Below are 25,448 nucleotides of genomic sequence, written 5' to 3'. Positions count from 1 at the left end.
AATAATGTTAAGATTTATAATCTTCGTAAGATTTTTCTTCTACTAAATCCGAGCCTGTAAAAAGATTAATTTCTTTTTTAACATCAGACCTGTCATCATTTATAAAATACACAGCTCTGGCAAGTTCTATAAACTTTTTGCTGAAATCGTTTGCACGTTCACATTCTCTAATATCATCTTCAATTTTCCATAATTTTTTATTAATTTCTAATAAATCTGTATGCAATTTTTTAAGTTGATTTTGGTCTTCTACCTCAGAATAAATACTCTCCACATCTGGTGTTAAAACATCAAATTCGTTTTGAATATTTTTTAGTTTTTTGGAATCTTTAATTTTAGAAAGCTTGATTTCTAAAATAGTATATTTATCAATAATTTCTCCGTTAGAAACTTCTATTTTCATCTTCTATAAATTGTTTTATTGAAATCTACGTTCAATAATTTCTAATAACCTGTTTTCGTATTCTTCTTTGTCGCTCCAGTCATAATCTGATTTTACCATTTTATTGATAAATTTTCGTGCTTCTTTACCAGTTTTAAAGGTGTTAAGTTGAGAAACTACACGATTAAAATCTTCTTGATTCCCATCAAATAAATTTTTAACAAATGCAATTCTGTCATTTAATCCAATCTGAATATTTCCTTGCAAAGCATCATTTAACGATTTTTTAGGTTCAGCATTTTCAAATAAATCAGCAGCAACATCCACAGAAATTGTGTCTTGTAATTCTTCTTCTAATGTTGGTGTTTTTAAATCACCAATATCTTTCATGTCATTTTTTAAGTCATTATTATTAGAAAAAAGTATTTCTTCAATTTCATCAAAAGGTTGTTCTAAAATCTCATCTACTTTTTCTTCAATTGTATCATCGTTTTCTATACTTTCAAAAACATCATTTGCAATATCATCAGCAGCATCATCTATTTCTTGTTCTTCATCTAACTCTTTTATGATTAGATTTTCAGTTTTTTCTGTTGAAGTTGCATTTTCTATCTTTTCAATTAATTCTTCTTTAGAAATATCAGCATTTGGCGTTGTGTTTATATATTCCTCTACATAGGCTAAAACCGATAATTTTTCATAAACTTCATGTGCTTTCTGTTTTAAAGCAAAAACATCATCCTTATTTTTAAGTTGTAAAATACTGTGTGCTAAGCTGGTTAAATCTGCTGCTAGTTTTTTGTGCATAAGTTGTTAGCTATAATTAATTTTTGAGGCTAAATTTTAATAAATTTGTCTGAATTCGAACTTCTGTTTGCAAAAATAGAACTCTAAGGCTTAAAATTACAAAATGTTTCTTGAAAATACCGTAAATCATACAGAACAATTTGGCTGGATAGAAGTAATTTGTGGCTCCATGTTTTCTGGTAAAACAGAAGAATTAATCAGACGATTAAAAAGAGCGCAATTTGCAAAACAACGTGTAGAGATTTTTAAACCTTCAGTTGATACTAGATATGACGATGAAGAAGTAGTTTCTCATAACGATAATAGAATTAGATCTACACCTGTGCCTTCATCAGCAAATATTGTATTATTAGCCAATAATGTTGATGTTGTTGGGATTGATGAAGCGCAGTTTTTTGATGATGAAATTGTTTCGGTTTGTAATGATTTAGCCAATCGCGGAATTCGAGTTATTGTTGCTGGTTTAGATATGGATTTTAAAGGAAAACCATTTGGGCCAATGCCAGCACTTATGGCTACAGCAGAATATGTGACTAAAGTACATGCAGTTTGTACACATACAGGAAATTTAGCGCATTTTAGTTTTAGAAAAGCCATTAATGATGATTTGGTTTTATTAGGTGAAAACGAAGAATACGAACCTTTAAGTAGAGCTGCCTATTATAAAGCTATGCAAAAACAGCAAGAAAAAATAAGTATATCAAAATCTGAGAATAAAGATGAATAATCATGTAACTGTTTTAGAAATTGATAGTAAAGCTTTAGAACATAATCTTAACTATTTTAAACAAAAATTAGAACCTACTACAAAAGTTTTGGTTGTTGTAAAAGCTTTTGGTTATGGGAGTGATGCTATAAAAATTGCTAAGTTTTTAGAAGATAAGGTAGATTATTTTGCAGTAGCCTATACACATGAAGGAGTTGCTTTAAGGGAAGCGAAAATTAAAAAACCAATTTTAGTTTTACATCCACAAATACCTAATTTAGGAAGTATTATTGAATACAGACTAGAACCCAATTTATACAATTATAAAATATTAAAAGCTTTTTTAGCTCTTGCTGATGAAAAGGTAACCATGAATTTTCCAATTCATATAAAGTTTAATACTGGTTTAAACAGATTAGGTTTTTGGCATACTGATGTTTCAGTTATTTTATCAGAAATAAAAGCATCTAATAATGTGAGAATTGAATCAATATTTTCTCATTTAGCTGCAAGTGATGATTTGGAGGAAGAAGAATTTACTGTAAGTCAAATTAATAACTTTGCTTACATTGTGAAACAATTTTATGAGCATTTAGGATACGAGCCAATGATTCATATTTTAAATACTTCTGGTGTTGTAAATTATAGTCAAGCACAATTTGATATGGTGCGTTTAGGAATTGGATTATATGGTTTCGGAAATGATGCTCAAGTAACTTCAGAATTACAAAACACACATAAATTAAAATCAATAATTTCACAAATTCATCAAATAGAACCAGGAGAAACAGTTGGTTATAATCGAGCTTTTGTTGCAAAAAGACTAACAAAAACTGCTACCATTCCTATTGGTCATGCAGACGGAATATCAAGAAGACTTGGAAACGAAAACGGCTATGTTTTAATCAATAATCAAAAAGCAGAAATTGTTGGAAATGTTTGTATGGACATGATTATGGTTGATGTTACCAAAATTGAATGTAAAGAAGGTGATGAGGTAGTTATTTTTAACAGTCAAGAAATGATAAATGAAATGGCTGAAAACGCAGAAACAATATCCTACGAAGTGTTAACAGCAATTTCTCAACGTGTAAAAAGAGAATTAATTTAGTATCTTAGCCTTAATTAACTAATTAAAAATCGATTAAAAATGTTAAAAGAATTTAAAGAATTTATTACTGGCGGTAATGTAATTGAATTTGCAGTGGCAGTAATTATGGCTGGCGCAATTGGCGCAGTTGTAAAAGGTTTTGTGAGTAATATTGTGATGCCTGTTGTGGGTATGTTTATGGGTGATGTTAGCCTAGCAGATATGAAACATGTTTTATCTGAAGCTGTTGTTGACGCTTCTGGTAAAGTTACAACTCCGGAAAACGCAATTACTTATGGTGCTTGGATAGATACTATAATCAATTTAGTTATTGTAGGTTTTGTTATGTTTATGATTGTGAAATCATATAATAAAATGAAAAAGAAAGAAGAAGAAGCTCCAGCTGCTCCAGCAGGACCGTCTCAAGAAGATTTATTGACAGAGATTAGAGACTTATTATCTAAAAAATAATACTCTTCCTTTTATAATATATGAACCACTCTTTTATAGAGTGGTTTTTTTATGTTTCAAAAAATAAATTTATTTAAAATGTAACCTTTTTGTAATTTGATGGTTTTAAGAATAGAAACTAACCAATACCGATACAATTGAAACATCTAACCGATGAAGAAATAATGTTAGCAGTAGCTAGCGGAGAGTTAGAAAAACTATCAATATTATTTGATAGATATAACGTCCGTATTTATAATTTCTTTAATAAGATGTTACAAAATAAAATGGTGAGTGAAGATTTAACTCAAGATGTTTTTATTAAAATAATGAAGTATAGAACTTCTTATAAAAACGGAAACTTTGCTTCTTGGATTTATACAGTAGCAAGAAATATATTTTCGAGTTATTATCAAAAACAAAAGAAAGAAAGAACTAATATGATTGATGATGATACCTTAGTTTCTAATGAAGTAATCGTATCAGAAAGAAGTGAAGAAGAATTAGAATATTTGCAAAAAGCATTATTACAATTAAAAACTGCTGATAGAGAATTGATTGTGATGCATCGTTTTCAAGAAATAAAATACGAGCAGATTGCAGAAATTATAGGTAGCAATGAAGGAGCGGTAAAAGTTAAAGTGCATAGAGCACTAAAAAAGTTAAAGGATATTTATTTTCAAACTGTAAAAAGTTAACTATGGATTGTAAAATTACTCAAGATAAATTAGTTGAATATTTAGAGAAAAATGTTTCTAAAGAAGAGAGCGTTTTAATAGAAAATCATTTAAAAACATGTTACAATTGCACTAAAGAATTAACAGAAACAAAACAGTTTTTAAGTTCTTTGGATAGTGATATAATGGAACAACCAAGCAGTCGTTTAAAAAATAATTTCGAAAAACTGTTAGCGGAAGAAATAAAGGGAAATCAAACAAAAGTAATTCCGCTAGAAAGCAAAAGAAATTGGTCTTCTTTTTTAAGAATTGCTGCTATGATTACTGTTGTATTAAGTGCTTTCTTATTAGGTAAGTATCAATCTGAAATTGGAAGTGATAATCAACAAAAAGTTTTAGCTTTATTAGAAAATACTTCTGCTAGTAAACGAATTTTAGCGGTTTCAAATGCGGAGAATTTCAACATAAAAGACACAAAAATTATTGATGCATTAATTAATAGATTATTTTTTGATAAAAACACAAATGTACGTTTAGCAGCTGCAGAAGCATTGTTTAAATTTTCATCTGAGTTAATGGTAAGAGATGCATTAATTAAATCTTTAGAAACTGATAAAAACACTTCTGTACAAATAGAAGTCATTCAGATTTTATCAAAAATACAAGAAAAAAGAGCTGTATTACCAATGCGAAAAATGTTAAATAATGAGGAAACACCTCAATATGTTAAACAACAATTAGAATTAAATTTATCCAATTTATTATAAAATCAAGAAATCATGAAAAAAATATTCATATTAATTTTATTAGTTAGCTCTTTAGTTACAGCTCAAAAAAAAGAGTTTAAATACGCTTTGTCAGGAGTCACCAAAGTGGTTTTAAGTAGCGGTACTAAAATTGTTTTAACTTCAACAAACAAAGCAGAGTTAACAATTAAAGACAATACAAGAAATCATAAAGAACATGATCATTGGCGTAGAAATGACCCTAAAAAGGAAGATAAGAGAAAAGGGTTAACTGCAATTTATCCAGGCGGAAAAGACAATACTAATGGTTATGGATTTTCAATTAATAAAGAAGGAAACATTCTGTATGTAAGTGATTTAAAATCTATGCATCAACGTAGAGGTTTAAAAATTACACTACCAAAAAACATGAATATTTCTGTTGACGCGGGTAATTTAGGTTCTATTGAAATGACGGGATTTACAGGTGAAATAGAAGCTTCTGCTAACGTCGGAAAAATACAAATGAAAAATGTTACAGGACCAATTACTGTAGACGCAAATGTTGGAAAAGTAGATATTGATTTTGATAAAGTAAGTCAATCTTCGCCAATAACTATTAGTACTTCCGTGTCTGAAATTGATGTTGCAATACCTGCAAATACGAAAGCAAATTTAGAGTTAAAAACACAAGGAACTGTTTATACAAACTTCGATTTTGATATGCCTAAGAAAAAAGGTTTACAAAACGTTAGTGGTAGAAAAAGTATTATAAGTAAACTTAATAATGGGGGTGTAAAAATTTATATAAAATCTTCTATGGGGAATATATACTTGAGAAAAAAATAAAGCTTAATGTCATTTCGATCTTGTAGAGAAATCTCATCAAACAAATAGTAACTTAAGATTTTTCGACTACACTTTGTTTCACTCAAAATGACAAATTAAAAATAATTCAAAAATAATTTAAATCACTAAAAATGAAAAGATTAGCCTTTTTATTAGGATTGCTATTGACTTTTAGTAACCTAGTAGCACAAAAAAAAGTAACAGAAAACAGTAAAGCTTCCGGAATTAATGAAGTCTATGTTCATGTAAAATTCGCGGAAAAGATTGTTGTTAAAAACTGGGATAAAAATGAGGTAGCTGTTGAAGCAACAGTAAATTTAAACGATAATAAAGACAATGATTTTTTTAGTTTAAAAGCAGACAAAATTGGAGGTACTTATACTGTAAAGTCTGATTACGGAAAGTTCTTTAAAAGACATAAAAATAGTGTTACCATTACTCATAACGGAAGTGATTGTAATAGTTATAATAACTGTAGTAATCATAATGAGATAGAGGTAAACTATGTGATTTATGTTCCTGAAAACATGGAGTTGAAAGTTAAGAGTATATCAGGGACAGTTGATGCACTTTCATATAATGGAAAGTTAACTTTAGATTTAATTAGTGGAAATATAACTGTAAAAAAGCATTCAAATACTATGTATTTAAAAACTATAAGCGGTGATATTGATGTGGTAGTTTCTGATGCTGAGTTTAAAGCAGAAACAGTTACTGGAACTGTTTATTCTGATTTAGATATTGACTTTAGCAAAAACAAAAAGCGTAGTTATGGAAGTAAAGTCTTTGGTACTGTTAAGAAAGGAACGGCTAACTTAAAATTAAAAACTGTTAGCGGCGATATTTTTTTAAGGAAGATTTAGAGTATAAAATTGAAGTTGTTTTTTTAGAATGAGTTTTTTAATTAGTTTTACAAAATCATAATAATTAAAAAATCATGAAACAGAATAACAATTTAAGAATATTTTTACTTTTTGCTACATTATTTTTTTCTATATCTTTTACAAAAGCACAAACATTTACTAAAGATGGAATTAGTTACAATGTTATAGATGTAGTAAATTCTTATGTAGAAGTTACAAGTGGTTGTATGGCTAATGTAAGTATACCAAGTACAATATCAAATAACGAAATTACTTATACGGTTACCAATATTGGTTATTCTGCTTTTTCTACTTGTTATGACTTAATCAGTATTGATATACCTAGCTCTGTAACAAGTATTGGTGATCGTGCTTTTAATAGTTGTAATTATTTAAATAGTATTAATATCCCAAACTCAGTAACAAGCATTGGTAATATGGCTTTTTCTGCCTGTTATAGATTAACAAGTATTAACATTCCAAACTCTGTAACAAGTATAGGTGATTATGCTTTTGCTAATAGTATTAGATTAACAACTGTTTCCATTCCTAATTCTATCACAAGTATAGGTGAATGGGTTTTTGGTAATTGTTCGGGGTTAATTAGTGTTACAATCCCAAGTTCTGTTACAAGTATAGGTGATTCTGCTTTTAATAGTTGTTATAAGTTAACCGATATTAATATTTCTAATTCTATTACTAGTATTGGTAATAAGGCTTTTGCTCATTGTTGGGATTTATCTAGTTTTACAATTCCAAATTCTGTAACTAGTATAGGTGATTTTGCATTTTTAGGTTGTGAAAAATTAACAGAAATAACTGCTTTTCCTGAAACGCCTATAGTTATAGATGCTAATGTATATGAAGATGTAATTCAAAACAATGTTACGTTAAAAGTATCATGTGCAAGCCTTGACTCCTACAAAACAGCAGAAGTTTGGAAAAATTTTAAGGTAGAAAGTACAACCAATATGCCAAACGCAGAAGCTACTCAAAGTTTTGGTAATGATAAGACTTTGGCAGATATCATTATTACGGGAGAAAATATTAAGTGGTATGATGCACTTACAGCTGGAAATTTATTAAATAGTACTACGGCATTAGTAAACAATGCTACTTATTATGCTTCTCAAACTAAAAATGATTGTGAAAGTACCTTAAGAACTGCTGTATCAGTGAATACAACTTTAAATGTTGAAAAATTAAGCGTATTAGCGTTTGAGACATACCCAAATCCGTCAACAGGTATTTTTAAAATAAAACTTACTAATTTAGATGAAGATGTTAAATTCAACCTTTTTGATATAACTGGCAAACAAATAGAAACAAAAACTATCCATAATAAACCTGAAACAATTATTGGAAACACTAATTTATCTAATGGGATATATTTGCTTGAAATAATTTATAATAATTCAAAAACCACTAAAAAGTTAATTGTAAGTAAGTAATTGTTATTTTAAAAAATCAAGTACTTGATTGTAAAAATCAATTGGATTTTCTGCATGCAACCAATGTCCAGAATTAGTAATACCAACTATTTTAGCATTCGGAAAATGTTTTTCAATAATTGGTTTTTCAGCTTCAGTAATATAACCAGATTTTTCACCTTTTAAGAACAATGTTTCGCTATTAAAAATGGTTTCATCTGGCAGTTTAGCTCCAATTTCAAGATTGTTTTTAGTTAAGGATTCTAAGTTAAACCTAAAATCTAATTGCCCCTTTTCTCTCCAGTACACATTTTTTAATAAAAACTGACGTACTCCAAAAATTGGAATTAATTCAGATAATTTTTCGTCTACTAGTTTTCTGGAGTTTTGTAAAGAAAAATCTATGGAATTTAAACCTGCTAATATTTCGTTATGATGAGGTTTGTATGCTCTTGGAGAAATATCTGCAATTAATAATTTATCGAGTAATTCAGGATAGGTAACTGCAAATAACATCGCCGTTTTTCCTCCCATAGAATGCCCTAATAAATGTACGTTTTCTAACTCATGATGTTTTATGTAGTTGTATAAGTCATCAACTAAAACATCATAATTAAATTCATCAGAATGAAAACTTCTCCCATGATTTCGTTGATCTATTAAGTGTACTTGATAATCTTCTGCAAACTTAGAACCTAAAGTTTTCCAATTATCGCCCATACCAAAATAACCATGTAAAATTAACAATGGTTTTCCTTCTCCAAGAATTCTAGAATGTAGTATTTCCATACTATTGTAGTCGGTGTAAATACATTTTCACTACATTTTCTAAGCCTAAATATAAACTTTCAGCAATTAATGCATGTCCAATAGAAACTTCTGCAAGATTTGGAATATTTTCTTTAAAAAACTGGATATTCTCTAAACTTAAATCATGTCCAGCATTAATGCCTAAACCTAATTTATGAGCAATAATTGCTGCTTCTGTATATGGTTTTACAGCATTTTTATTTCCTAAATCAAACTGTGTAGCAAATTCTTCAGTATATAATTCTATTCTGTCTGCTCCCGTTTTTGCTGCAGCTTCAATTAGCTTAGTATCGGTATCAATAAAAATAGATGTTCTAATTCCGTTTTGTTTAAATTCACCAATAACTTCTTGCAAAAAAGATTGATGTTTTATGGTGTTCCAACCAGCATTAGATGTAATTGCATCAACTGCATCTGGCACTAAAGTGACTTGGGTTGGCTTTACTTCTAATACTAAATCGATAAAACTTTTTATTGGGTTTCCTTCAATATTATATTCTGTAGTTACAATCGGTTTTAAATCTCTTGCATCTTGATATTTTATATGACGTTCATCGGGTCTAGGGTGAATGGTAATCCCTTCTGCTCCAAATTCTTGAATATCGGTTGCAACGTTTAATAAGTTAGGCACATTTCCGCCTCTAGAATTTCGTAAAGTTGCTATTTTATTAATATTTACGCTTAACTTTGTCATCGTGTTAAATTAGGGTGCAAAGGTAAATCATTAAATCATTTTAACCTATATTCGTATTAATGAATATTAACGATTACATACTAAAAGAGATCAAAGCTTTAACGCTAAAAAGCACAGTAAAAAGTGCTCAAAAGTTAGTTAAAAACTTACCGATAACACATTTTCCTATTGTTGAAAATGGACGATTAATTGGTTGTTTTGCCGAAAGTGATATTCAAACTATAGAGAATAAAAGTAGTGAACTTGCAACCTATACAGATTTGTTGCATCATTTTCATGCGTACGAAAACACAGCAATGTTAGATTTAATCACGTTGTTTGCAGATAATGATTGTAACTTAATTCCAGTTTTAGATAAGAATTTAAATTATGTTGGTTATTATGAGTTAAGTGATATTTTAGACGCTTTTGCCGATAGCCCTTTTTTACATAATGAAAGTGAAACTTTGATTATAGAAAAGAGTAAAAGTGAGTATTCTATGAGTGAAATTTCTCAGATTGTAGAATCTAATAATGGTAAGTTGCTTGGTATGTATATTTCATCAGAAAATATTGATAATGTTTCTGTAACCATTAAAATTTTATCAGAAGAAGTTAATGAAATGATTCAAACGTTTAGGCGATATGATTATACTGTCATTACCAAACATGAAGACGATTATTATTTAGAAGATTTAAAAAGTAGATCAGAATATCTGCAAAAATACCTTGATATGTAATGAAGAAAGTAGCAATTTACGGACAAGCATATACGGTTTCTGCTGAAAATGAAATAAGAACATTGTTAGTGGAATTAGAGAAGAATAATATTGTTGTTTTTTTTGAAAAGCAGTTTTATGATTTGTTGCAAGAAAATAATTCTATTGACAAAAAATATCCAACCTATCAAACGTATAACGATTTAAATAGCTCGTTTGATATGTTGTTTTCTATTGGTGGTGATGGAACAATTTTAAGAGCAATAACATTTATAAGAGAATCAAATATTCCAATTTTAGGAATAAACACGGGAAGATTAGGGTTTTTAGCAACCATACAGAAAGATGAAATAAAAGAGGCAGTAAGTCTACTTTTAAAAGAGGAGTATTCAATTCAAGAAAGAAGTTTGTTAAGTGTAAAGACTTCTCCAAAATCAGAAGAAATTGAAGAATCGTATTTTGCCTTAAATGAAATAACCATAGCAAGAAAGAATACAACCTCTATGATAGGTGTAAAAACTTATTTAGATGATGAATATTTAACCAATTATTGGGCTGACGGATTAATTATTGCTACTCCAACAGGATCAACAGGGTACTCATTAAGTTGTAATGGACCTGTAATTTCACCAAGTTCAAAAAACTTTGTAATTACACCTATAGCACCCCATAATTTGAATGCACGTCCAATGGTAATTCCAGATAATACGGCAATAAAGTTAGAGGTGAGCGCTAGAGAAAAAGACTATTTAATTTCTTTAGATTCAAGAATTACAACGGTTTCAAAAAACACTAAAATATTTATAAAAAAAGCACCATTTACTGTAAAAAGTATTTTGCTTGAAAATCAATCTTTTCTTAAAACCTTGCGGGGAAAACTACTATGGGGAGAAGATACTAGAAATAAGTCTGCTAAGTAAATTGCATCAACAATAAAACAGCAAAAAAACAGTTATTCAAAAAAGACAGTTTATTAACTTTATAAAGCAAATTGAAATACCTATATTTGCACGCTATTTTTGGGGATGAAAAAACGTTTATTGATAGTTTTATGTTTGTGTGTTACTAGTTTATCTATAGCACAAATTAACGAAGTAGGTTTTTTTGTTGGAGGTACAAACTATGTAGGAGATATTGGTAGAACAAATTATATATTGCCAAGTAAACCCGCAATTGGACTTATTTATAAGTGGAATTGGAACCCTAGAATAGCAGTAAGAGGAACCTATAGTTATTTGCCGATTGAAGGTAAAGACTCAAGATCCGATAATCAAATAAGAGTGAATAGAAATATATCTTTTTCTAATACTATAAATGAATTAGCTGTTGGTATCGAATTCAATTTTTTTGAATATGATTTATCTTCAGATGATAAAACTCATACGCCTTATATTTTAGCAGAATTTGTAGCTTATGATTATAAGACAGTAAAATCTGAACCTACGCCAGGTAGTTATTTATACCAGAATACTACAGGATATGCAATACCTTTTGGAATTGGTTATAAATCAAGATTCCTTGGTAAATTAGCAATTGCAGTAGAAGCAAGGTTTAGGTACACATTAAAAGACGATTTAGATTATACAACGTCAAATATTTCTTCTTTAAATTTTGGAGGAAATGGAGACGATTGGTATATGTTTACAGGTGTTTCATTAGTATATACTTTTGGAAGACCAGCATGTTATGCAGACCCCAAATAACTATATGGATAAAAAACTACGTATTAATTTAGATATAGTACCAAAGCACGTTGCCGTTATTATGGATGGTAATGGACGCTGGGCGAAATCTAAAGGAATGAATAGAGTTTTTGGACATAAAAATGGACTAAAAGCAGTTAGAGAAACTTTAGAGACAGCAGGAGAATTAGGGGTGAAGTTTGTGACTTTATACGCTTTTTCTACAGAAAACTGGAAAAGACCTAAGCTAGAAGTAGATGCTTTAATGAAACTTTTAGTGAACTCTCTAAAAAAAGAACTCCCAACTTTTCAAGAAAATAAAATAAAAGTGAATGCTATTGGTAATATTACTAGTTTACCAAAAAGAGCACAAAAGACTTTGTTAAACGTAATAGAAAAGACAAAAGAAAATGATAGTATGACTTTAACTTTTGCATTAAGTTACGGTTCTAGAGAAGAAATTGTTAATACTATTAAAAACATATCTAAAAAAGTTGTTAATAAAGAGCTAGAAATTGAAAATATTGATGAAAATATTATAAATAACCATTTATATACATTTAATTTGCCCGATGTTGATTTGATGATAAGAACTAGCGGAGAAAAACGCATTAGTAATTTCTTATTATGGCAAATGGCTTATGCAGAATTGTACTTTACAAATGTGCTTTGGCCAGATTTTAGGAAGGAAGATTTTTATGACGCAATTATTGAATATCAGAATAGAGAACGAAGATTTGGAAAGACAAGCGAACAGATTACAGAATAATTTTTTTAAGCAAATAGTTACTACGGTAACATTTTTTAGTTTACTACTTTTTGTAACAAGTAGTGTTGCTCAGACGGCAAAAGACTCTATAAATGTTAATCAAAGTGTTAGTTTTGAAAAAGGAAAAGAATATATTCTTGGAGGAATAACAATTACTGGACTTCAGAAATTTAGTGAACAAACTGTGCGTGTTTATACCGGTTTAAGAAATGGTCAGGTAATAAAGTTGCCAGGAGATAAATTGACCAGTGCCATTAAAAAATTATATGATAGTAAGCAATTTAGCGATGTTGATGTTTATCTATCAAAAATTGATGGAAATGCAGTATATCTTCAGTTTGATGTAATAGAATTACCACAATTAAAAGAAGTAGTTTTTGCTGGAGTTTCAAAATCAAGAGCAAAAGAACTTAAAAAAGATGCTGAATTAAAACCTGGTGCAATGGTAACAGACAACTTAGTTGTTACCACAAAAAATTATTTTAAAAAGAAATATACAGACAAAGGTTTTTTAAAGACCAAGGTTGCTTTAAATACTCAAAAAGATACTTCTGACATTAATGCAGTTAGTATGTCTATTTTTATTGATAAAGGAGAGAAAATAAAAATTAAGAGTATAAAATTTGATGGAAATCAAGCGCTATCTGATAGTAAGCTTAGAGGAGCAATGAAAAACACAAAAAGAAAATTCTTTGGACGTTTTTGGAAAAGTTCTAAATATATTGAGGATGATTATAAAGAAGATTTAGAAAGTATATTAGAAAAATATAGTAGAATTGGGTATCGTGATGCAAGAATTTTAGATGATAAAATTGTTTGGAATGATGATAACACGATCAGCTTAGAAATAAAATTAGAAGAAGGAAGACAATATAAGTTTGCAGAAATTTTATTTGTTGGAAATAAAGAATATTCTGATGAAACATTACAACGACTTTTACGAATTGAAAAAGGAGATGTATATAATGGTGCGGTTTTAAAAGAAAGAGTTACTGGAGATGGTACTCCAAGTTCAGAAGATATTCAAACACTTTACCAGAATAATGGATTTTTATTCTCTCAAGTAAATGCTGTTGAAACGAGAGTAAAAAATGATTCTATTACTGTTGAAGTTAGAATTAGAGAAGATGAAAAAGCAACGATTAAAAAAGTAACTGTTTCTGGAAATGATAAAACTAATGATCATGTAATTTTTAGAGAATTACGTGTGAAACCAGGAGATTTATTTAGTCGACAAGCAATAATTAGATCTATTAGAGAGATTGGACAGCTAGGGTTTTTTGATACGAATGTGTCACCAGATGTGAACCCAAATTATCAAAACAAAACAGCAGATATAGAATTTGCTGTGGTAGAAAAAGGAGGTAGTCAGATAGAACTTCAAGGTGGTTATGGAGGTGGATCTTTTATTGGTACTTTAGGACTTTCATTTAATAATTTCTCGATAAGAAACATATTTAATAAAGAAGCTTATAAACCTTTACCAATGGGTGATGGACAGAACTTAGCATTACGTTTACAGTCAAGTAGAACGTATAATACGTATAGTTTGTCTTTTACAGAACCATGGTTAGGAGGTAGAAAACCAAAATCATTATCATTCTCTTTGTATTCTTCAAATCAATATCGTTTTAACTTTCAAACTGGAGCGGTAGATAGAGATCAGAGTATTGGAATTATTGGGGCTAGTATTGGACTAGGTCAACGTTTAAAATGGCCAGATGATTTCTTTCAATTATCACAATCGATAAGTTATCAAAGTTTTAACTTAAATAACTATCAATTTGGTGTTGGTAGAGATGTTATTAATAATGGTAATTTAAATAATTTAGCATATAATATTTCTTTAACTAGAAGTTCTGCTGGACCAAGTTTGATTTTCCCAACGTATGGGTCAAACTTTTCTATTGCTGCAAAAGCAACATTTCCGTATTCTTTAGTAAATGGAAAAGATTATTCAAGTTTAGGTACTGCAGAAAAATATAAGTGGTTAGAATACTATAAATTATCAGCAAAAGGAAAATGGTTTACATCATTTACTCCTAAGTTAGTTTTAATGACCAATGCCGAGTTAGGGTATTTAGGAACATATAATAAAGAGGTTGGAAATTCTCCTTTCGAAAGATATTTTGTTGGAGGAGATGGTATTGCAGCATTTCAATTAGATGGAAGAGAAACAATAGGTTTAAGAGGATATGAAAATAACCGTTTATCTTCTGCAGAAGGAGGTATTATGTATAATAAATATCAATTAGAATTGCGTTATTCTATTACTGATAGTCCGTCATCTTCTATTTATGCCTTAGGGTTTATGGAAGCTGGAAATTCTTATAATACTTTTTCTGAATTTAATCCGTTTGAGTTAAAGAGATCAGCTGGATTAGGGATACGTATATTTATGCCTGCATTTGGATTATTAGGAATAGATTTTGCTCATGGTTTTGATCCATTACCTGGGCAATCTGTAAAATCTGGTTGGCAAACACATTTTATTATTGGAAGACAGTTCTAAAAATTGCTACATTTGTAACTTATAAAATTTTTGGCACGGTTTTTTCTAAACACATTATACAGATGAAAAATATATTTTTTATAATCGTTCTTTTACTTACTGGTTCTTTGACTATTGCTCAAAAAAATCAACGTATCGCTTATATAGATATGGAATATATTCTAGAAAATGTTCCAGAATATTTAGAAGCTCAAAATACGTTAGATACTAAAGTAGCCAAATGGAAAAATAATTTAGATAAACAAGCACGTTATATTGAAGTGTTGAAAACCGACTTATCTGACGAGAAAGCTATTTTAACTAAAGATTTAATTGAGGAGAAAGAAGAAGAGATTACCTTAAAACAACAAGAATTAAGAAGATTAGAATCTTTATATTTTGGACCAAAAGGAGACATGTTTTTGTTGAGAAAACAATTAGTTCAGCCAGTGCAAGATCAAGTCTATAATGCGATACAAGGTATCGCTGCTAGAAAAAAGTATGATTTTGTGTTTGATAAATCTAGCGATTTAGTTATGTTGTATTCAAACAAAAAACACGATATTAGCGAGCTCGTTTTAAGTAGTATTGGTAGAGCCAAAAAAGTAAAAGAAAGAAATGCTAAAAAGAATGCTCCAAGAGAGTTAACAGAAAAACAACAGCAAGTTTTAGAAGCTAAAACAGCAGTTAAGGATAAAAAGTTAGCAGATAAAGAAGCACAGAAAAAAGCAATTCAAGCAAAAAGAGAGGCTCGATTAAAAGAAAGAGAAGCAAAAAGATTATTGCTTAAAAAGAAAAAAGAAGAGTTATTAAAGAAAAAAGAACAAGCAAAAAAACAAGATAATAATTAATTAAAACAACAAGAATGAAACATTTAAAGACGTTACTATTAATTGCAGTACTTACCTTAAGTTTTGGTGGTGTAGCAAATGCACAAAAAGTAGCTCACATAAATTACGAAAAATTAGTAGCTAATATGCCAGAAACTAAAACGTTAAAGGTAAATATAGAAAAGCTTGCAAAAACCTATAAAGATGAAATTGAAGGTATGGCAAAAAAGTTGGAAGCTAAAATGAAAAAGTATACTGCAGAGCAAGTTTCTCAGACACAATCTGAAAATGAGAAAAGAGCTGGTGAAGTACAACAAGAAAGAGCGAAAATTCAACAAGCTGAACAAGCTGCATACCAAGATATGCAAAAGAAACAAAACGATGGTTTATTACCAATTTTAGAAAAAGCTAAAAAAGCAGTAGAAGCAGTTGCAGCGAGCAAAAGTATTTTATATGTTTTAGATGCGTCTTCTGGTAAAGGATTATTAGTTTCTAAAGGAGAAGATTTATATAATGCAGTAAAAACTAAATTAGGTTTTTAAATATCTAATTAAAATGAATATTGAAAATCCTGTTTTTTTAAACAGGATTTTTTTATTTTTAACAATATATGAAAATCAATAAAAACGCTATTGGTATTTTTGATTCTGGGGTTGGTGGAACATCTATTTGGAAAGAAATAGTACAAACGTTACCCAATGAAAACACTATCTATTTGTCTGATAGTAAGAATGCCCCATATGGACAAAAATCTAAAGAAAAAATTATTGAATTAAGTATAAAAAACACAGAACTTCTATTAAAAAAAGGATGTAAAATGATAGTTGTAGCATGTAATACAGCGACTACAAATGCCATTAAAATCCTAAGAAAAAAGTATGATGTTCCGTTCATAGGAATAGAACCAGCAATTAAGCCAGCATCATTAGCGACTAAAACAAATGTTATTGGAATTTTAGCAACGAAAGGAACTTTAAATAGCGATTTGTTTGAAAAAACTTCAAGTAAAATTGATGATGAAATAGTTGTCTTAGAGCAAGTTGGAGAAGGATTAGTTGAGTTAATTGAGAATGGGGAAATTGATTCTGTTAAAATGACTTCACTTTTAGAAAAGTATTTACAACCAATGGTAGTTAGAAATGTAGATGCTATTGTTCTAGGATGTACACATTATCCATACTTAATTAAAAAGATTAGGGAAATAGTAGGGAATGATATTAAAATTATTGATTCTGGTGAAGCGGTGGCAAGACAAACCAAAGCTATTTTAGAAAAACATAAATTATCTTTTTCAGGTTTGAATGAAAAAACAAATCACCAGTTTTATATCAATCAACCAAAAGAAAATTTATCTTCCCTAATAAAAGAGTATAAAAAAAATATAACTATAAAAGAATTGGACTTTTAAAAGCCATTGAATGCTGAATGGATGTTTGGACAGGCAGAAGCTCTTTGTCTTTTACAAAACAAGTCGTATCCAACAGAAATTTGATTAAATCCACTATTAGTTAATACAATATCATTTATTTGTTTTGTGTAGGTATAAGAAAACATAAAACGATTATAATTTACGCCAATTATAGGTGTTACGTATTGTAAGTTTTGGACAGGTTTTGTGTCAAAACTCCTTCTATATGACAATGCAAACCATAATTGCATATTTTCGTAATTTTTATAGGCCTTAATATTTAAATCAGCAATTCTTTCACCAGTAGATTCTCTTAGTTGTACCATTAATGAAGGTTCAAGTTGAATTTTAGCATTTTGTCCAAAATAATAACCAAGCGATAAAATATAGTTTCTTAAGTTTAAAGGTTCAAAACTAGCATTAAAACCTGTTTTTGCAGATAATAATAAATTCTTTACCGTTAAATATGAAGAAAAACCACCTAAATGATAAGCCATTCCAAAATCTGCATTATAATAAGAGCTGCTTTGTATCAATTGACTTACTGCTGGATCACCAGTAAATGTACTTTGATCAGATTGATTTTGTACAAAAGTAAAAGACAAACCAAAAGATAATTGATTAAATACATTTCCTTGGTCTAATTCTAAATGATAAGCATAGGTGCTTTGAATTCCTTTTTGAGAATGAAAACCGTTCTTATCATTAAATAAAACAAACCCAAAAGCAGCTTTATCAGTGAACTTATTATGAAAACTTAATGTTTGTAATTCTGGAGCATTTTTTATTCCTGCCCATTGTTGTCTAGCTGTTAAACGTAACTTTGCACACGTACCGATTCCTGCAGCAGCAGGATGTACTAAATAGACATTATCTGATAAATAATCAGAATAAATAGGTAATGTTTCTTGTGCGAAATTTTTCACGCAAAAAAACATGATTAATAATAAAGTGATTTTTTTTATCAATCTTAATTCTTTAGGGGTTTCCAAATATATAGTTTTTATAAAAACAAACATGAAATATTGTGTTTTTTTAACAAAACTTCCTTTCTTAAACTTAAAAACTACTTAATTATTGTTTGTTTTTGAGTGTAATACTTTGAATTAATAGTAATAATACCATTAAAAAAAGAAAGAATTATTAATTTAAATTAAAATCAACCATTTAGATTAAGAAATATTTAATTCTAATTAAATAAAGTACACAATATTTGATTATATCAAATTAATGTATAGATTTGTCAATTCAAAACAAAGATTATTAAGATGTTACATAACACTTGGAACCGTTTCTATTTTTACTTTTATTTTTTTAATAAAAGATAGAGACTTATACCATGTTGTTAAATCAATTATAAAATATAAAGTCTCGAAAATTTCGAGACTTTTTTTTTAGAACATAAATGAATAAAATTATAGCCATACAAGGAGCAGAAGGCTCAAATCATCATAAAGTTGCACGCGACTTTTATGGTGCTGCCATTCAATTAAAAGAATGCATGTCTTTTGATGTTTTAGTAGATAGTCTTTTAGATAATTCTGCAAATGTTGGTATTATGGCTCTAGAAAACACTATTGCTGGATCTATCATTCCTAATTATGCTTTAATTGATAAGAATGATTTGCACATTGTAGGAGAACAATATTTAAACATTCATCATCACTTAATGGCATTGCCAAATCAAAAGTTAGAAGATATTACAGAAGTGTGTTCACATCCTATGGCATTGTTACAATGTAAAGAGTTCTTTAAAAAATATCCTCATATTAAATTAATTGAAGATGTTGATACAGCTGAAGTTGCTAAAAGAATTTCAAAAAACAATTTAAAAGGAGTTGCAGCAATTGCGCCAAAAATTGCAGCTGAAATTTTTGAGCTAGAAGTTATTGAAGATGAAATTCAAACGATAAAAGATAACGCAACACGTTTTGTAATTGTTCAGACTGAAAAGCCTAATAACGGAAAAGATGCTATTAATAAAGCATCAATAAAATTTCAGTTAGATCATAAGCGTGGAAGTTTAGCAGCAATCTTAAATGTATTGAGTGATTGTAAAATGAATTTAACAAAGATTCAATCGTTACCAGTGATAGAGACACCATGGAAATATTCATTTTTTGTTGATGTTACTTTTGATGAGTATGAAGCGTATGAAAAAGCCATTTCAATTATTAAAATAATGGCAGCAGAATTTAAAGTGTTGGGTGCATATAAAAACGGAAGAAGATGATAGAAGCAGCAAAAAGATTAGATACCGTTCAAGAATACTATTTCTCTAAAAAATTAAGAGAAGTTCGTCAATTAACATTGGCAGGAAAACCAATAATCCAAATGGGAATTGGAAGCCCAGATTTACAACCACCTTCAGAAGTTTTAGAGGCAATTTCAAGTAGTTTAACTGATGCATCTGCACATAAATATCAATCATATCAAGGTTTACCAGAATTAAGAGATGCGATTGCTTCTTTTTATAAAAATAAATTTAAGGTTGATGTAAATCCTGAGAATGAAATACTGCCTTTAATGGGGAGTAAAGAAGGAATTATGCATATTTCAATGGCTTTTTTAAATGAAGGTGATGAAGTTTTAATTCCTAATCCTGGATATCCAACATATACATCTGTATCAAAATTAGTTGGTGCAAATCCTGTGTATTATAATTTAAATGAAGCTTCAAATTGGCAACCGAATTTTGAGGAATTAGAAGAACAAGATTTAAGTAAAATAAAAATAATGTGGGTTAATTATCCGCATATGCCAACAGGAACAAATCCTTTAGAAGATACTTTTAAAAAGTTAGTTGCTTTTGGAAAAAAGCATCAAATTTTAATTATAAATGACAATCCTTATAGTTTTATTTTAAACGATGCGCCTAAAAGTATTTTAGAAGTTGACGGCGCAAAAGAAATTGCTTTAGAGTTAAATTCTTTAAGTAAAACGTTTAATATGGCTGGTTGGAGAGTAGGAATGGTTTTAGGAAATCAAGATTTTATCAACCAAATATTAAAAGTAAAAAGTAATATGGATTCTGGAATGTTTTACGGCATTCAAAAAGGAGCTGTTAAAGCTTTACAATTAGGAAATGATTGGTTTAATAAACAAAATAAAATATATGAAGAGCGTCGTGATTTAATTTTTCAGTTAGCTGATAAATTAAACTGTACGTATTCAAAAAACTCAACAGGATTATTTGTTTGGGCAAAAATTCCTGAAGGAAAAAAATCAGAAGAAGTTACAGATTCAATTTTGTATGATAAAGATATTTTTATTACCCCAGGAACTGTTTTTGGTTCTCAAGGGGAAGGATATATTCGTTTTTCATTATGTGTAACATCAGAAATAATTAAAGAGGCAATATCAAGATTATGAAAAATATATACATGATTGGTATTGGTTTAATTGGTGGTAGTTTTGCCATAGATATAAAAAATCACAATCCAGACGTTGTAATACATGGAATCAGTAGAAAAGATACCACTTTAAATAAAGCGTTAGAACTTAATTTAATTGATAAAAAAGCAACTTTAGACGATTTGCAGAATGCAGATTTAGTAATTGTTTCTATTCCTGTTGATGCGACATTAAAACTATTACCAACAATTTTAGATAAAATATCAGATACCACTTTAGTTGTTGATGCTGGATCAACAAAAGAAGAAATTTGTAAAGTAGTTGAACATCATCCAAAGAGAAGAAATTTTTTAGCATGTCATCCAATTGCTGGGACTGAAAATTCTGGACCTACAGCAGCGATACCTGGCTTGTATAAAGGAAAAACGAATATTATTTGTGAAGTTGAAAAGACAACTTTTAAATTACAAGAAAAAGCTTTAGACCTTTTTAGAGCCATTGGAATGCGTATTCGATATATGGATCCAATTTCTCATGATAAGCATATTGCGTATGTTTCGCACCTGTCACATATAAGTGCATTTATGTTAGGTAAAACTGTGATTCAAAAAGAACAAAACGAACGTGATATTTTTGATATGGCAGGTTCAGGTTTTGCTTCAACAGTTCGTTTAGCAAAAAGTTCGCCAGCAATGTGGACACCAATTTTTAAACAGAATAAAGTTAATGTTATTGAAACATTAGAAGAATATATTCAAAATTTAGAGCAGTTTAAAAAACTGATGCAAGAAGATAATTTTGAAGCAATCTTTTCAGAAATGGAAAGTACAAATCATATTAAACAAATTTTAAACGGCATAAAATAAAAGCCAAAACAAGTAGAAAAATGAAGAATACAAAAGAATTAAGAACATGGTTGGATGACATGAATTTAGAGCATCCACTAGTAATAGCAGGGCCTTGTAGTGCAGAAACCGAAGAGCAGGTTTTAAAAATTGCACACGAATTAAAAGATTCTGATGTAAATTATTTTAGAGCGGGAATTTGGAAACCAAGAACAAGACCAGGAAACTTCGAAGGTGTTGGAGCTTTAGGTTTAGGTTGGCTTAAAAAAGTAAAAGAAGAAACAGGTATGAAAACCTGTACAGAAGTTGCAAACGCTGCACACTGTAAATTAGCAATAGAAAATGATGTAGATTTATTATGGATTGGAGCACGTTCTACAGTGTCTCCATTTATTATGCAAGAAATTGCTGATGCTTTACGAGGAACTGATAAAATTGTATTGGTTAAAAACCCTGTAAATCCAGATTTAGCTTTATGGTTAGGTGGAATTGAAAGATTATATACTGCAGGGATTAAAAACCTAGGAGCAATTCATAGAGGTTTTTCAACGTACGAAAAAACAAAATATAGAAATATTCCGGAATGGCAAATAGCTATTGAATTTCAAAATAGATTTCCAGATTTACCTTTAATTAATGATCCTTCACATATTACAGGAAATAGAGAAATGATTTTTGATGTTTCTCAAACTGCCTTAGATTTAAATTTTGACGGATTAATGATTGAAACTCATTTTGATCCAGATAATGCTTGGAGTGATGCTGCACAGCAAGTTACACCAACAAAATTAAAGCAGATTATGGAAGATTTAAGAATTAGAAAAGAAAGTATTACTGAACCAGAATCTTTAAATTCTTTAGATAATTTAAGAGCCCAAATTAATGTTGCTGATGATCAATTAATTGAATTATTAGGGAAAAGAATGAAAGTTTCTGATCAAATAGGAGCCTTAAAGAAAGATAAAAACGTTGCAGTTTTACAATCTAAACGTTGGAATGAAATCTTAGGAAATATGATTTTAGAAGGTGAAAGTAGAGGTTTAAGTGAAGAGTTTGTTTTAAAAATGTTTAAAGCAATTCACCAAGAATCTATTAATCATCAAGAAAAAATAATTAACGGATAATTTTCATTAATTTTATTTAAGCTGCAAAATCAGAAAGTAATTTATGATTTTGCAGCTTCTTTTTTATAATGGTTTTTTATTCTCATCTTTGTATTAATGACAGGAATTGTATATAAATCAACAGGTAGTTGGTATCACGTGAAATCTAAAGATGGTACTTTTCATCAATGTAGGATTAAAGGAAAATTCAGAATGAAAGGTATTAAAAGTACCAATCCTGTTTCTGTTGGTGATGTTGTTGATTTTGATTTAGAAAAAAAAGGAGATGATGAAATCGGGATTATTAATAATATTCATGAACGTAAGAATTTTATCATTCGAAAATCTGTAAATCTTTCCAAGCAAACACATATTATTGCTGCAAACATTGATGTTGCTTTTTTATTAATCACCATCAATAATCCGCCAACATTTACAACTTTTATAGATCGATTTCTTGTTACAGCAAGAGCTTATCGAATAGATGTGGTTTTAGTGTTTAATAAAATTGATACTTATCAAATCGAAGAAAGAGCTGAGATTTTATACCTAAAAGATATTTATGAAAAGATAGGATATAGATGTATAGAGGTTTCAGCAAAAGAAAGAATAAAACTTGATAAAGTTAAAGAAATAATGACCGATAAAACATCGATGTTTTCGGGTCATTCTGGTGTTGGAAAAACAACACTTCTTAACGCTATAGAACCCACGTTAGATTTAAAAACTAAAGAAATATCCGATCAACATAAACAAGGACAACATACAACTACGTTTGCAGAAATGTTTGATTTAAGTTTTAATGCTAAAATTATTGATACGCCAGGAATAAAAGGTTTTGGAATTGTTGATATAGATAAATATGAATTAGGGGATTACTTCCCAGAGTTTTTTGCTTTAAAACAAGACTGTAAATTTAATGATTGCATCCATGTTAAAGAACCAAAATGTGCTGTAAAAGAAGCTTTAGATGCAGAAGAAATTGCGTGGTCTCGCTATAAAAGTTATCTTCAAATTTTAGAAGGTGAAGAAGAATCTGAACATTATAGAACAGATATTTGGGAAGAAGAAGATTAAAAATCTATGAAAGCAGTTATCCAAAGAGTTTCTAAAGCGAGTGTTACAATTGAAAGTGTTAAAGTTGCATCAATCCAAAAAGGGTTATTGATTTTATTAGGTATTGTTGATGAAGATACGCAAGAAGATATTAATTGGTTATCTAAAAAAATCATCAATCTTAGAATTTTTAATGATGAAAATTATGTGATGAACAATTCATTGATTGATGTTGATGGAGAAGTTATTGTTGTGAGTCAGTTTACTTTACAAGCTTCAACAAAAAAAGGTAATAGACCAAGTTATTTAAAAGCTGCAAAACCATCTATTGCAATTCCATTGTATGAAGCTTTTATCAAACAGATAGAAAATGATTTTAACAAGAAAGTTCAAACAGGAGAATTTGGAGCTGATATGAAAGTTGAATTATTAAACGATGGTCCAGTAACTATTATAATTGATACAAAAGATAAAAAATAGTTTCCAAGGAAAATAAATTACTTTATATTTGCGACAAGAATAATTCAAATACATTTATACATGAAAAAAATAATATTATCAGCATTAGTTTTAGCAACTGTTTTTACAAGCTGCAAAGGAGAGAAAAAAGAAAAAGTTGAAGCTAAAGAAGCTGTAAAAGTAGAAACCAATGTTTCAGAACTAAATAATGTTGATGTTCAAAACTCTATTGTAACATGGAAAGGAGCAAAACCAACAGGAACACACGACGGAACGGTACATTTAAAAAGTGGAGGTTTATTAATTGAAAACGGAAAATTAACTGAAGGTGAGTTTGTTATCGATATGACTACTATTAAAAATGTAGATATGATTGGAAGTGATGGAGCTGGAAATATAGAAGGTCATTTAAGTGGACCAGACTTTTTTGATGTCCCAGTATATCCAACAACAAAATTTGTAATAACTAAAGTAGAAGATACAGAAGGAAAACTTGCTGTAACTGGAAATTTACAAATAAAAGATGTAACAAAAAGTATTACAATTCCTGCATCTATTTCTACAGTTGATGGAGTAACAATTTTTAAAAGTGATGTTTTTAATATTAATAGAGCAGACTTTAATATTAAATATAAATCAAAAACATTTTTTAAAGATCTAAAAGATAAATTTGTAGATGATTTAATTGAAATGTCTTTTGTTGTGAAGACTAAGAATTAATAAAAATATCTTTTTATTAGGTTTAATAACCCAAAGCTTTAAAGTTTTGGGTTTTATTTTTATAAAATAATTCTTGTAGAATTTTTAACCTCTCCAATTGTAAAAATACTGTGAGTGCTACCAATGTTTTTAATGGATGTTAATTTGCTGATTAAAAACCTCCTATATTCTTTCATATCTTTTACATGAATTTTTAAAATATAGTCATAATCTCCACTAACGTGAAAACATTCTGAAACTTCGTCTAATTGAGTGATTTCTTTTTCAAAACTGGATACATATTTAATAGCATGTTGAATGAGTTTTATATGGCAAAAAACCAAAAAAGATTTATCAATTTTATCTTTGTTGATGATTGCCACATATTCTTTTATTATATCCTCTCTTTCAAGTTTTTTGATTCGCTCATAAACGGCAGTAACCGAAAGATTTAATTGCAAAGAGAGTTGTTTTGTAGTTTGTTTACTATCGTTTTGTAGTAAATTGATTAACTTTTTATCAGTAGCATCTAAAAGCATAATTAAATTTTTTTTCTAAAAAAGAATCTTTT

Annotated in this window: 29 protein-coding genes; 23 read left to right on the top strand and 6 right to left on the bottom strand. The window is 29.1% G+C overall.

Annotated elements, in window-relative coordinates; translation table 11 throughout:
* Nucleotides 1-7: 7 nt before the first annotated feature.
* Nucleotides 8-403, bottom strand: coding sequence for a DUF6165 family protein (locus OD91_RS06015; RefSeq protein ID WP_144895489.1), 396 nt, complete (start codon nt 401-403; stop codon nt 8-10).
* Nucleotides 404-418: 15 nt separating this feature from the next.
* Nucleotides 419-1,189 carry a hypothetical protein gene (locus OD91_RS06010; protein ID WP_144895488.1) on the bottom strand — a complete coding sequence of 257 codons (771 nt, stop codon included), beginning with the start codon at nt 1,187-1,189 and terminating at the stop codon, nt 419-421.
* A 103-nt stretch (nt 1,190-1,292) separates the two neighbouring features.
* Between OD91_RS06010 and OD91_RS06005 the strand changes: the two genes are divergently transcribed.
* The 8 genes from OD91_RS06005 (at nt 1,293) to OD91_RS05970 (ending at nt 8,000) form a co-directional block, all read left to right on the top strand.
* The gene (locus OD91_RS06005; RefSeq protein ID WP_144895487.1) at nt 1,293-1,916 is read left to right on the top strand and encodes a thymidine kinase; all 624 of its coding nucleotides are present in this window, start codon (nt 1,293-1,295) and stop codon (nt 1,914-1,916) included.
* Nucleotides 1,909-3,006, top strand: a complete 1,098-nt coding sequence (gene alr / locus OD91_RS06000; protein ID WP_144895486.1) for an alanine racemase — start codon at nt 1,909-1,911, stop codon at nt 3,004-3,006. The genes OD91_RS06005 and alr overlap by 8 nt, the downstream gene beginning before the upstream one ends.
* A 39-nt stretch (nt 3,007-3,045) precedes the next feature.
* Nucleotides 3,046-3,456: a large conductance mechanosensitive channel protein MscL gene (gene mscL, locus OD91_RS05995; protein ID WP_144895485.1), complete on the top strand. Its 411-nt coding sequence runs from the start codon at nt 3,046-3,048 to the stop codon at nt 3,454-3,456.
* Between the two features lie 137 nt (nt 3,457-3,593).
* A complete protein-coding gene (locus OD91_RS05990; protein WP_144895484.1) occupies nt 3,594-4,133 on the top strand; it encodes an RNA polymerase sigma factor in 540 nt (179 codons plus the stop codon).
* A gap of 2 nt (nt 4,134-4,135) precedes the next feature.
* Nucleotides 4,136-4,879, top strand: coding sequence for a zf-HC2 domain-containing protein (locus tag OD91_RS05985; protein ID WP_144895483.1), 744 nt, complete (start codon nt 4,136-4,138; stop codon nt 4,877-4,879).
* 12 nt (nt 4,880-4,891) lie between these two features.
* A complete protein-coding gene (locus OD91_RS05980) occupies nt 4,892-5,686 on the top strand; it encodes a DUF4097 family beta strand repeat-containing protein (RefSeq protein ID WP_144895482.1) in 795 nt (264 codons plus the stop codon).
* A gap of 131 nt (nt 5,687-5,817) precedes the next feature.
* Nucleotides 5,818-6,549 (top strand): DUF4097 family beta strand repeat-containing protein, encoded by a 732-nt coding sequence (locus tag OD91_RS05975; protein WP_144895481.1) that lies wholly within the window; start codon nt 5,818-5,820, stop codon nt 6,547-6,549.
* Between the two features lie 74 nt (nt 6,550-6,623).
* Nucleotides 6,624-8,000: a leucine-rich repeat protein gene (locus OD91_RS05970; protein ID WP_144895480.1), complete on the top strand. Its 1,377-nt coding sequence runs from the start codon at nt 6,624-6,626 to the stop codon at nt 7,998-8,000.
* Between the two features lie 3 nt (nt 8,001-8,003).
* Here OD91_RS05970 and OD91_RS05965 read toward each other — a convergent pair whose 3' ends face one another.
* On the bottom strand, nt 8,004-8,768 hold the full coding sequence (locus OD91_RS05965; protein WP_144895479.1) for an alpha/beta fold hydrolase: 765 nt from the start codon (nt 8,766-8,768) through the stop codon (nt 8,004-8,006).
* A 1-nt stretch (nt 8,769) separates the two neighbouring features.
* Nucleotides 8,770-9,483 (bottom strand): pyridoxine 5'-phosphate synthase, encoded by a 714-nt coding sequence (locus OD91_RS05960; protein ID WP_144895478.1) that lies wholly within the window; start codon nt 9,481-9,483, stop codon nt 8,770-8,772.
* A gap of 59 nt (nt 9,484-9,542) precedes the next feature.
* Between OD91_RS05960 and OD91_RS05955 the strand changes: the two genes are divergently transcribed.
* The 8 genes from OD91_RS05955 (at nt 9,543) to murI (ending at nt 17,361) form a co-directional block, all read left to right on the top strand.
* The gene (locus OD91_RS05955) at nt 9,543-10,202 is read left to right on the top strand and encodes a CBS domain-containing protein (RefSeq protein ID WP_144895477.1); all 660 of its coding nucleotides are present in this window, start codon (nt 9,543-9,545) and stop codon (nt 10,200-10,202) included.
* A complete protein-coding gene (locus tag OD91_RS05950) occupies nt 10,202-11,101 on the top strand; it encodes an NAD kinase (protein ID WP_144895476.1) in 900 nt (299 codons plus the stop codon). The genes OD91_RS05955 and OD91_RS05950 overlap by 1 nt, the downstream gene beginning before the upstream one ends.
* A gap of 105 nt (nt 11,102-11,206) precedes the next feature.
* Nucleotides 11,207-11,884, top strand: coding sequence for a DUF6089 family protein (locus tag OD91_RS05945; RefSeq protein ID WP_144895475.1), 678 nt, complete (start codon nt 11,207-11,209; stop codon nt 11,882-11,884).
* Between the two features lie 4 nt (nt 11,885-11,888).
* Entirely contained in the window at nt 11,889-12,632 is a 744-nt protein-coding gene (locus OD91_RS05940) for an isoprenyl transferase (RefSeq protein WP_144895474.1), read from the top strand.
* Nucleotides 12,562-15,144, top strand: coding sequence for an outer membrane protein assembly factor BamA (bamA, locus tag OD91_RS05935; RefSeq protein ID WP_144895473.1), 2,583 nt, complete (start codon nt 12,562-12,564; stop codon nt 15,142-15,144). Before OD91_RS05940 ends, bamA begins: the two co-directional genes overlap by 71 nt.
* Before the next feature lie 62 nt (nt 15,145-15,206).
* Entirely contained in the window at nt 15,207-15,974 is a 768-nt protein-coding gene (locus OD91_RS05930; protein WP_144895472.1) for an OmpH family outer membrane protein, read from the top strand.
* Between the two features lie 14 nt (nt 15,975-15,988).
* A complete protein-coding gene (locus OD91_RS05925) occupies nt 15,989-16,495 on the top strand; it encodes an OmpH family outer membrane protein (RefSeq protein ID WP_144895471.1) in 507 nt (168 codons plus the stop codon).
* A 68-nt stretch (nt 16,496-16,563) separates the two neighbouring features.
* A complete protein-coding gene (gene murI / locus OD91_RS05920) occupies nt 16,564-17,361 on the top strand; it encodes a glutamate racemase (protein WP_144895470.1) in 798 nt (265 codons plus the stop codon).
* Here the strand turns inward: murI and OD91_RS05915 are convergent.
* Nucleotides 17,358-18,380: a type IX secretion system membrane protein PorP/SprF gene (locus OD91_RS05915; RefSeq protein ID WP_144895469.1), complete on the bottom strand. Its 1,023-nt coding sequence runs from the start codon at nt 18,378-18,380 to the stop codon at nt 17,358-17,360. The genes murI and OD91_RS05915 overlap by 4 nt on opposite strands.
* 386 nt (nt 18,381-18,766) lie before the next feature.
* Between OD91_RS05915 and OD91_RS05910 the strand changes: the two genes are divergently transcribed.
* The 7 genes from OD91_RS05910 to OD91_RS05880 all read left to right on the top strand — a co-directional run bounded on the left by OD91_RS05910 (nt 18,767) and on the right by OD91_RS05880 (nt 24,898).
* Nucleotides 18,767-19,594 carry a prephenate dehydratase gene (locus tag OD91_RS05910; protein WP_144895468.1) on the top strand — a complete coding sequence of 276 codons (828 nt, stop codon included), beginning with the start codon at nt 18,767-18,769 and terminating at the stop codon, nt 19,592-19,594.
* On the top strand, nt 19,591-20,733 hold the full coding sequence (locus tag OD91_RS05905; RefSeq protein WP_144895467.1) for a pyridoxal phosphate-dependent aminotransferase: 1,143 nt from the start codon (nt 19,591-19,593) through the stop codon (nt 20,731-20,733). The genes OD91_RS05910 and OD91_RS05905 overlap by 4 nt, the downstream gene beginning before the upstream one ends.
* Nucleotides 20,730-21,581, top strand: a complete 852-nt coding sequence (locus OD91_RS05900; protein WP_144895466.1) for a prephenate dehydrogenase — start codon at nt 20,730-20,732, stop codon at nt 21,579-21,581. Before OD91_RS05905 ends, OD91_RS05900 begins: the two co-directional genes overlap by 4 nt.
* 20 nt (nt 21,582-21,601) lie before the next feature.
* Nucleotides 21,602-22,684: a bifunctional 3-deoxy-7-phosphoheptulonate synthase/chorismate mutase type II gene (locus OD91_RS05895; RefSeq protein ID WP_144895465.1), complete on the top strand. Its 1,083-nt coding sequence runs from the start codon at nt 21,602-21,604 to the stop codon at nt 22,682-22,684.
* A gap of 96 nt (nt 22,685-22,780) precedes the next feature.
* Nucleotides 22,781-23,740, top strand: a complete 960-nt coding sequence (gene rsgA / locus OD91_RS05890) for a ribosome small subunit-dependent GTPase A (RefSeq protein ID WP_144895464.1) — start codon at nt 22,781-22,783, stop codon at nt 23,738-23,740.
* 6 nt (nt 23,741-23,746) lie between these two features.
* The gene (gene dtd / locus OD91_RS05885) at nt 23,747-24,199 is read left to right on the top strand and encodes a D-aminoacyl-tRNA deacylase (RefSeq protein WP_144895463.1); all 453 of its coding nucleotides are present in this window, start codon (nt 23,747-23,749) and stop codon (nt 24,197-24,199) included.
* 60 nt (nt 24,200-24,259) lie between these two features.
* Entirely contained in the window at nt 24,260-24,898 is a 639-nt protein-coding gene (locus OD91_RS05880) for a YceI family protein (protein ID WP_144895462.1), read from the top strand.
* Between the two features lie 59 nt (nt 24,899-24,957).
* On the opposite strand, the gene OD91_RS05875 is transcribed toward OD91_RS05880, so the two are convergent.
* Entirely contained in the window at nt 24,958-25,416 is a 459-nt protein-coding gene (locus tag OD91_RS05875; RefSeq protein ID WP_144895461.1) for an Lrp/AsnC family transcriptional regulator, read from the bottom strand.
* Nucleotides 25,417-25,448: the final 32 nt, after the last annotated feature.

It is taken from the genome of Lutibacter sp. Hel_I_33_5, from assembly GCF_007827455.1.
In the GTDB taxonomy this organism is placed as follows: Bacteria; Bacteroidota; Bacteroidia; order Flavobacteriales; family Flavobacteriaceae; genus Polaribacter.
Note: the sequence above shows the minus strand (reverse complement) of the source record. Positions and strands in the feature narration are given on the sequence as shown.

Excerpts from the sequence above, each read along its gene's own strand:
- rsgA (WP_144895464.1), top strand. The coding sequence starts at position 22,781 with ATGACAGGAATTGTATATAAATCAACAGGTAGTTGGTATCACGTGAAA.
- OD91_RS05985 (WP_144895483.1), top strand. The coding sequence starts at position 4,136 with ATGGATTGTAAAATTACTCAAGATAAATTAGTTGAATATTTAGAGAAA.
- OD91_RS05950 (WP_144895476.1), top strand. The coding sequence starts at position 10,202 with ATGAAGAAAGTAGCAATTTACGGACAAGCATATACGGTTTCTGCTGAA.
- OD91_RS05880 (WP_144895462.1), top strand. The coding sequence starts at position 24,260 with ATGAAAAAAATAATATTATCAGCATTAGTTTTAGCAACTGTTTTTACA.
- dtd (WP_144895463.1), top strand. The coding sequence starts at position 23,747 with ATGAAAGCAGTTATCCAAAGAGTTTCTAAAGCGAGTGTTACAATTGAA.
- OD91_RS06005 (WP_144895487.1), top strand. The coding sequence starts at position 1,293 with ATGTTTCTTGAAAATACCGTAAATCATACAGAACAATTTGGCTGGATA.
- OD91_RS05965 (WP_144895479.1), bottom strand. The coding sequence starts at position 8,768 with ATGGAAATACTACATTCTAGAATTCTTGGAGAAGGAAAACCATTGTTA.
- OD91_RS05930 (WP_144895472.1), top strand. The coding sequence starts at position 15,207 with ATGAAAAATATATTTTTTATAATCGTTCTTTTACTTACTGGTTCTTTG.
- OD91_RS05955 (WP_144895477.1), top strand. The coding sequence starts at position 9,543 with ATGAATATTAACGATTACATACTAAAAGAGATCAAAGCTTTAACGCTA.
- murI (WP_144895470.1), top strand. The coding sequence starts at position 16,564 with ATGAAAATCAATAAAAACGCTATTGGTATTTTTGATTCTGGGGTTGGT.
- OD91_RS05940 (WP_144895474.1), top strand. The coding sequence starts at position 11,889 with ATGGATAAAAAACTACGTATTAATTTAGATATAGTACCAAAGCACGTT.
- OD91_RS06010 (WP_144895488.1), bottom strand. The coding sequence starts at position 1,189 with ATGCACAAAAAACTAGCAGCAGATTTAACCAGCTTAGCACACAGTATT.
- OD91_RS05915 (WP_144895469.1), bottom strand. The coding sequence starts at position 18,380 with ATGTTTGTTTTTATAAAAACTATATATTTGGAAACCCCTAAAGAATTA.
- OD91_RS05945 (WP_144895475.1), top strand. The coding sequence starts at position 11,207 with ATGAAAAAACGTTTATTGATAGTTTTATGTTTGTGTGTTACTAGTTTA.
- bamA (WP_144895473.1), top strand. The coding sequence starts at position 12,562 with ATGACGCAATTATTGAATATCAGAATAGAGAACGAAGATTTGGAAAGA.
- OD91_RS06015 (WP_144895489.1), bottom strand. The coding sequence starts at position 403 with ATGAAAATAGAAGTTTCTAACGGAGAAATTATTGATAAATATACTATT.
- OD91_RS05900 (WP_144895466.1), top strand. The coding sequence starts at position 20,730 with ATGAAAAATATATACATGATTGGTATTGGTTTAATTGGTGGTAGTTTT.
- OD91_RS05980 (WP_144895482.1), top strand. The coding sequence starts at position 4,892 with ATGAAAAAAATATTCATATTAATTTTATTAGTTAGCTCTTTAGTTACA.
- OD91_RS05895 (WP_144895465.1), top strand. The coding sequence starts at position 21,602 with ATGAAGAATACAAAAGAATTAAGAACATGGTTGGATGACATGAATTTA.
- OD91_RS05910 (WP_144895468.1), top strand. The coding sequence starts at position 18,767 with ATGAATAAAATTATAGCCATACAAGGAGCAGAAGGCTCAAATCATCAT.
- OD91_RS05905 (WP_144895467.1), top strand. The coding sequence starts at position 19,591 with ATGATAGAAGCAGCAAAAAGATTAGATACCGTTCAAGAATACTATTTC.
- OD91_RS05875 (WP_144895461.1), bottom strand. The coding sequence starts at position 25,416 with ATGCTTTTAGATGCTACTGATAAAAAGTTAATCAATTTACTACAAAAC.
- mscL (WP_144895485.1), top strand. The coding sequence starts at position 3,046 with ATGTTAAAAGAATTTAAAGAATTTATTACTGGCGGTAATGTAATTGAA.
- alr (WP_144895486.1), top strand. The coding sequence starts at position 1,909 with ATGAATAATCATGTAACTGTTTTAGAAATTGATAGTAAAGCTTTAGAA.
- OD91_RS05925 (WP_144895471.1), top strand. The coding sequence starts at position 15,989 with ATGAAACATTTAAAGACGTTACTATTAATTGCAGTACTTACCTTAAGT.
- OD91_RS05960 (WP_144895478.1), bottom strand. The coding sequence starts at position 9,483 with ATGACAAAGTTAAGCGTAAATATTAATAAAATAGCAACTTTACGAAAT.
- OD91_RS05970 (WP_144895480.1), top strand. The coding sequence starts at position 6,624 with ATGAAACAGAATAACAATTTAAGAATATTTTTACTTTTTGCTACATTA.
- OD91_RS05975 (WP_144895481.1), top strand. The coding sequence starts at position 5,818 with ATGAAAAGATTAGCCTTTTTATTAGGATTGCTATTGACTTTTAGTAAC.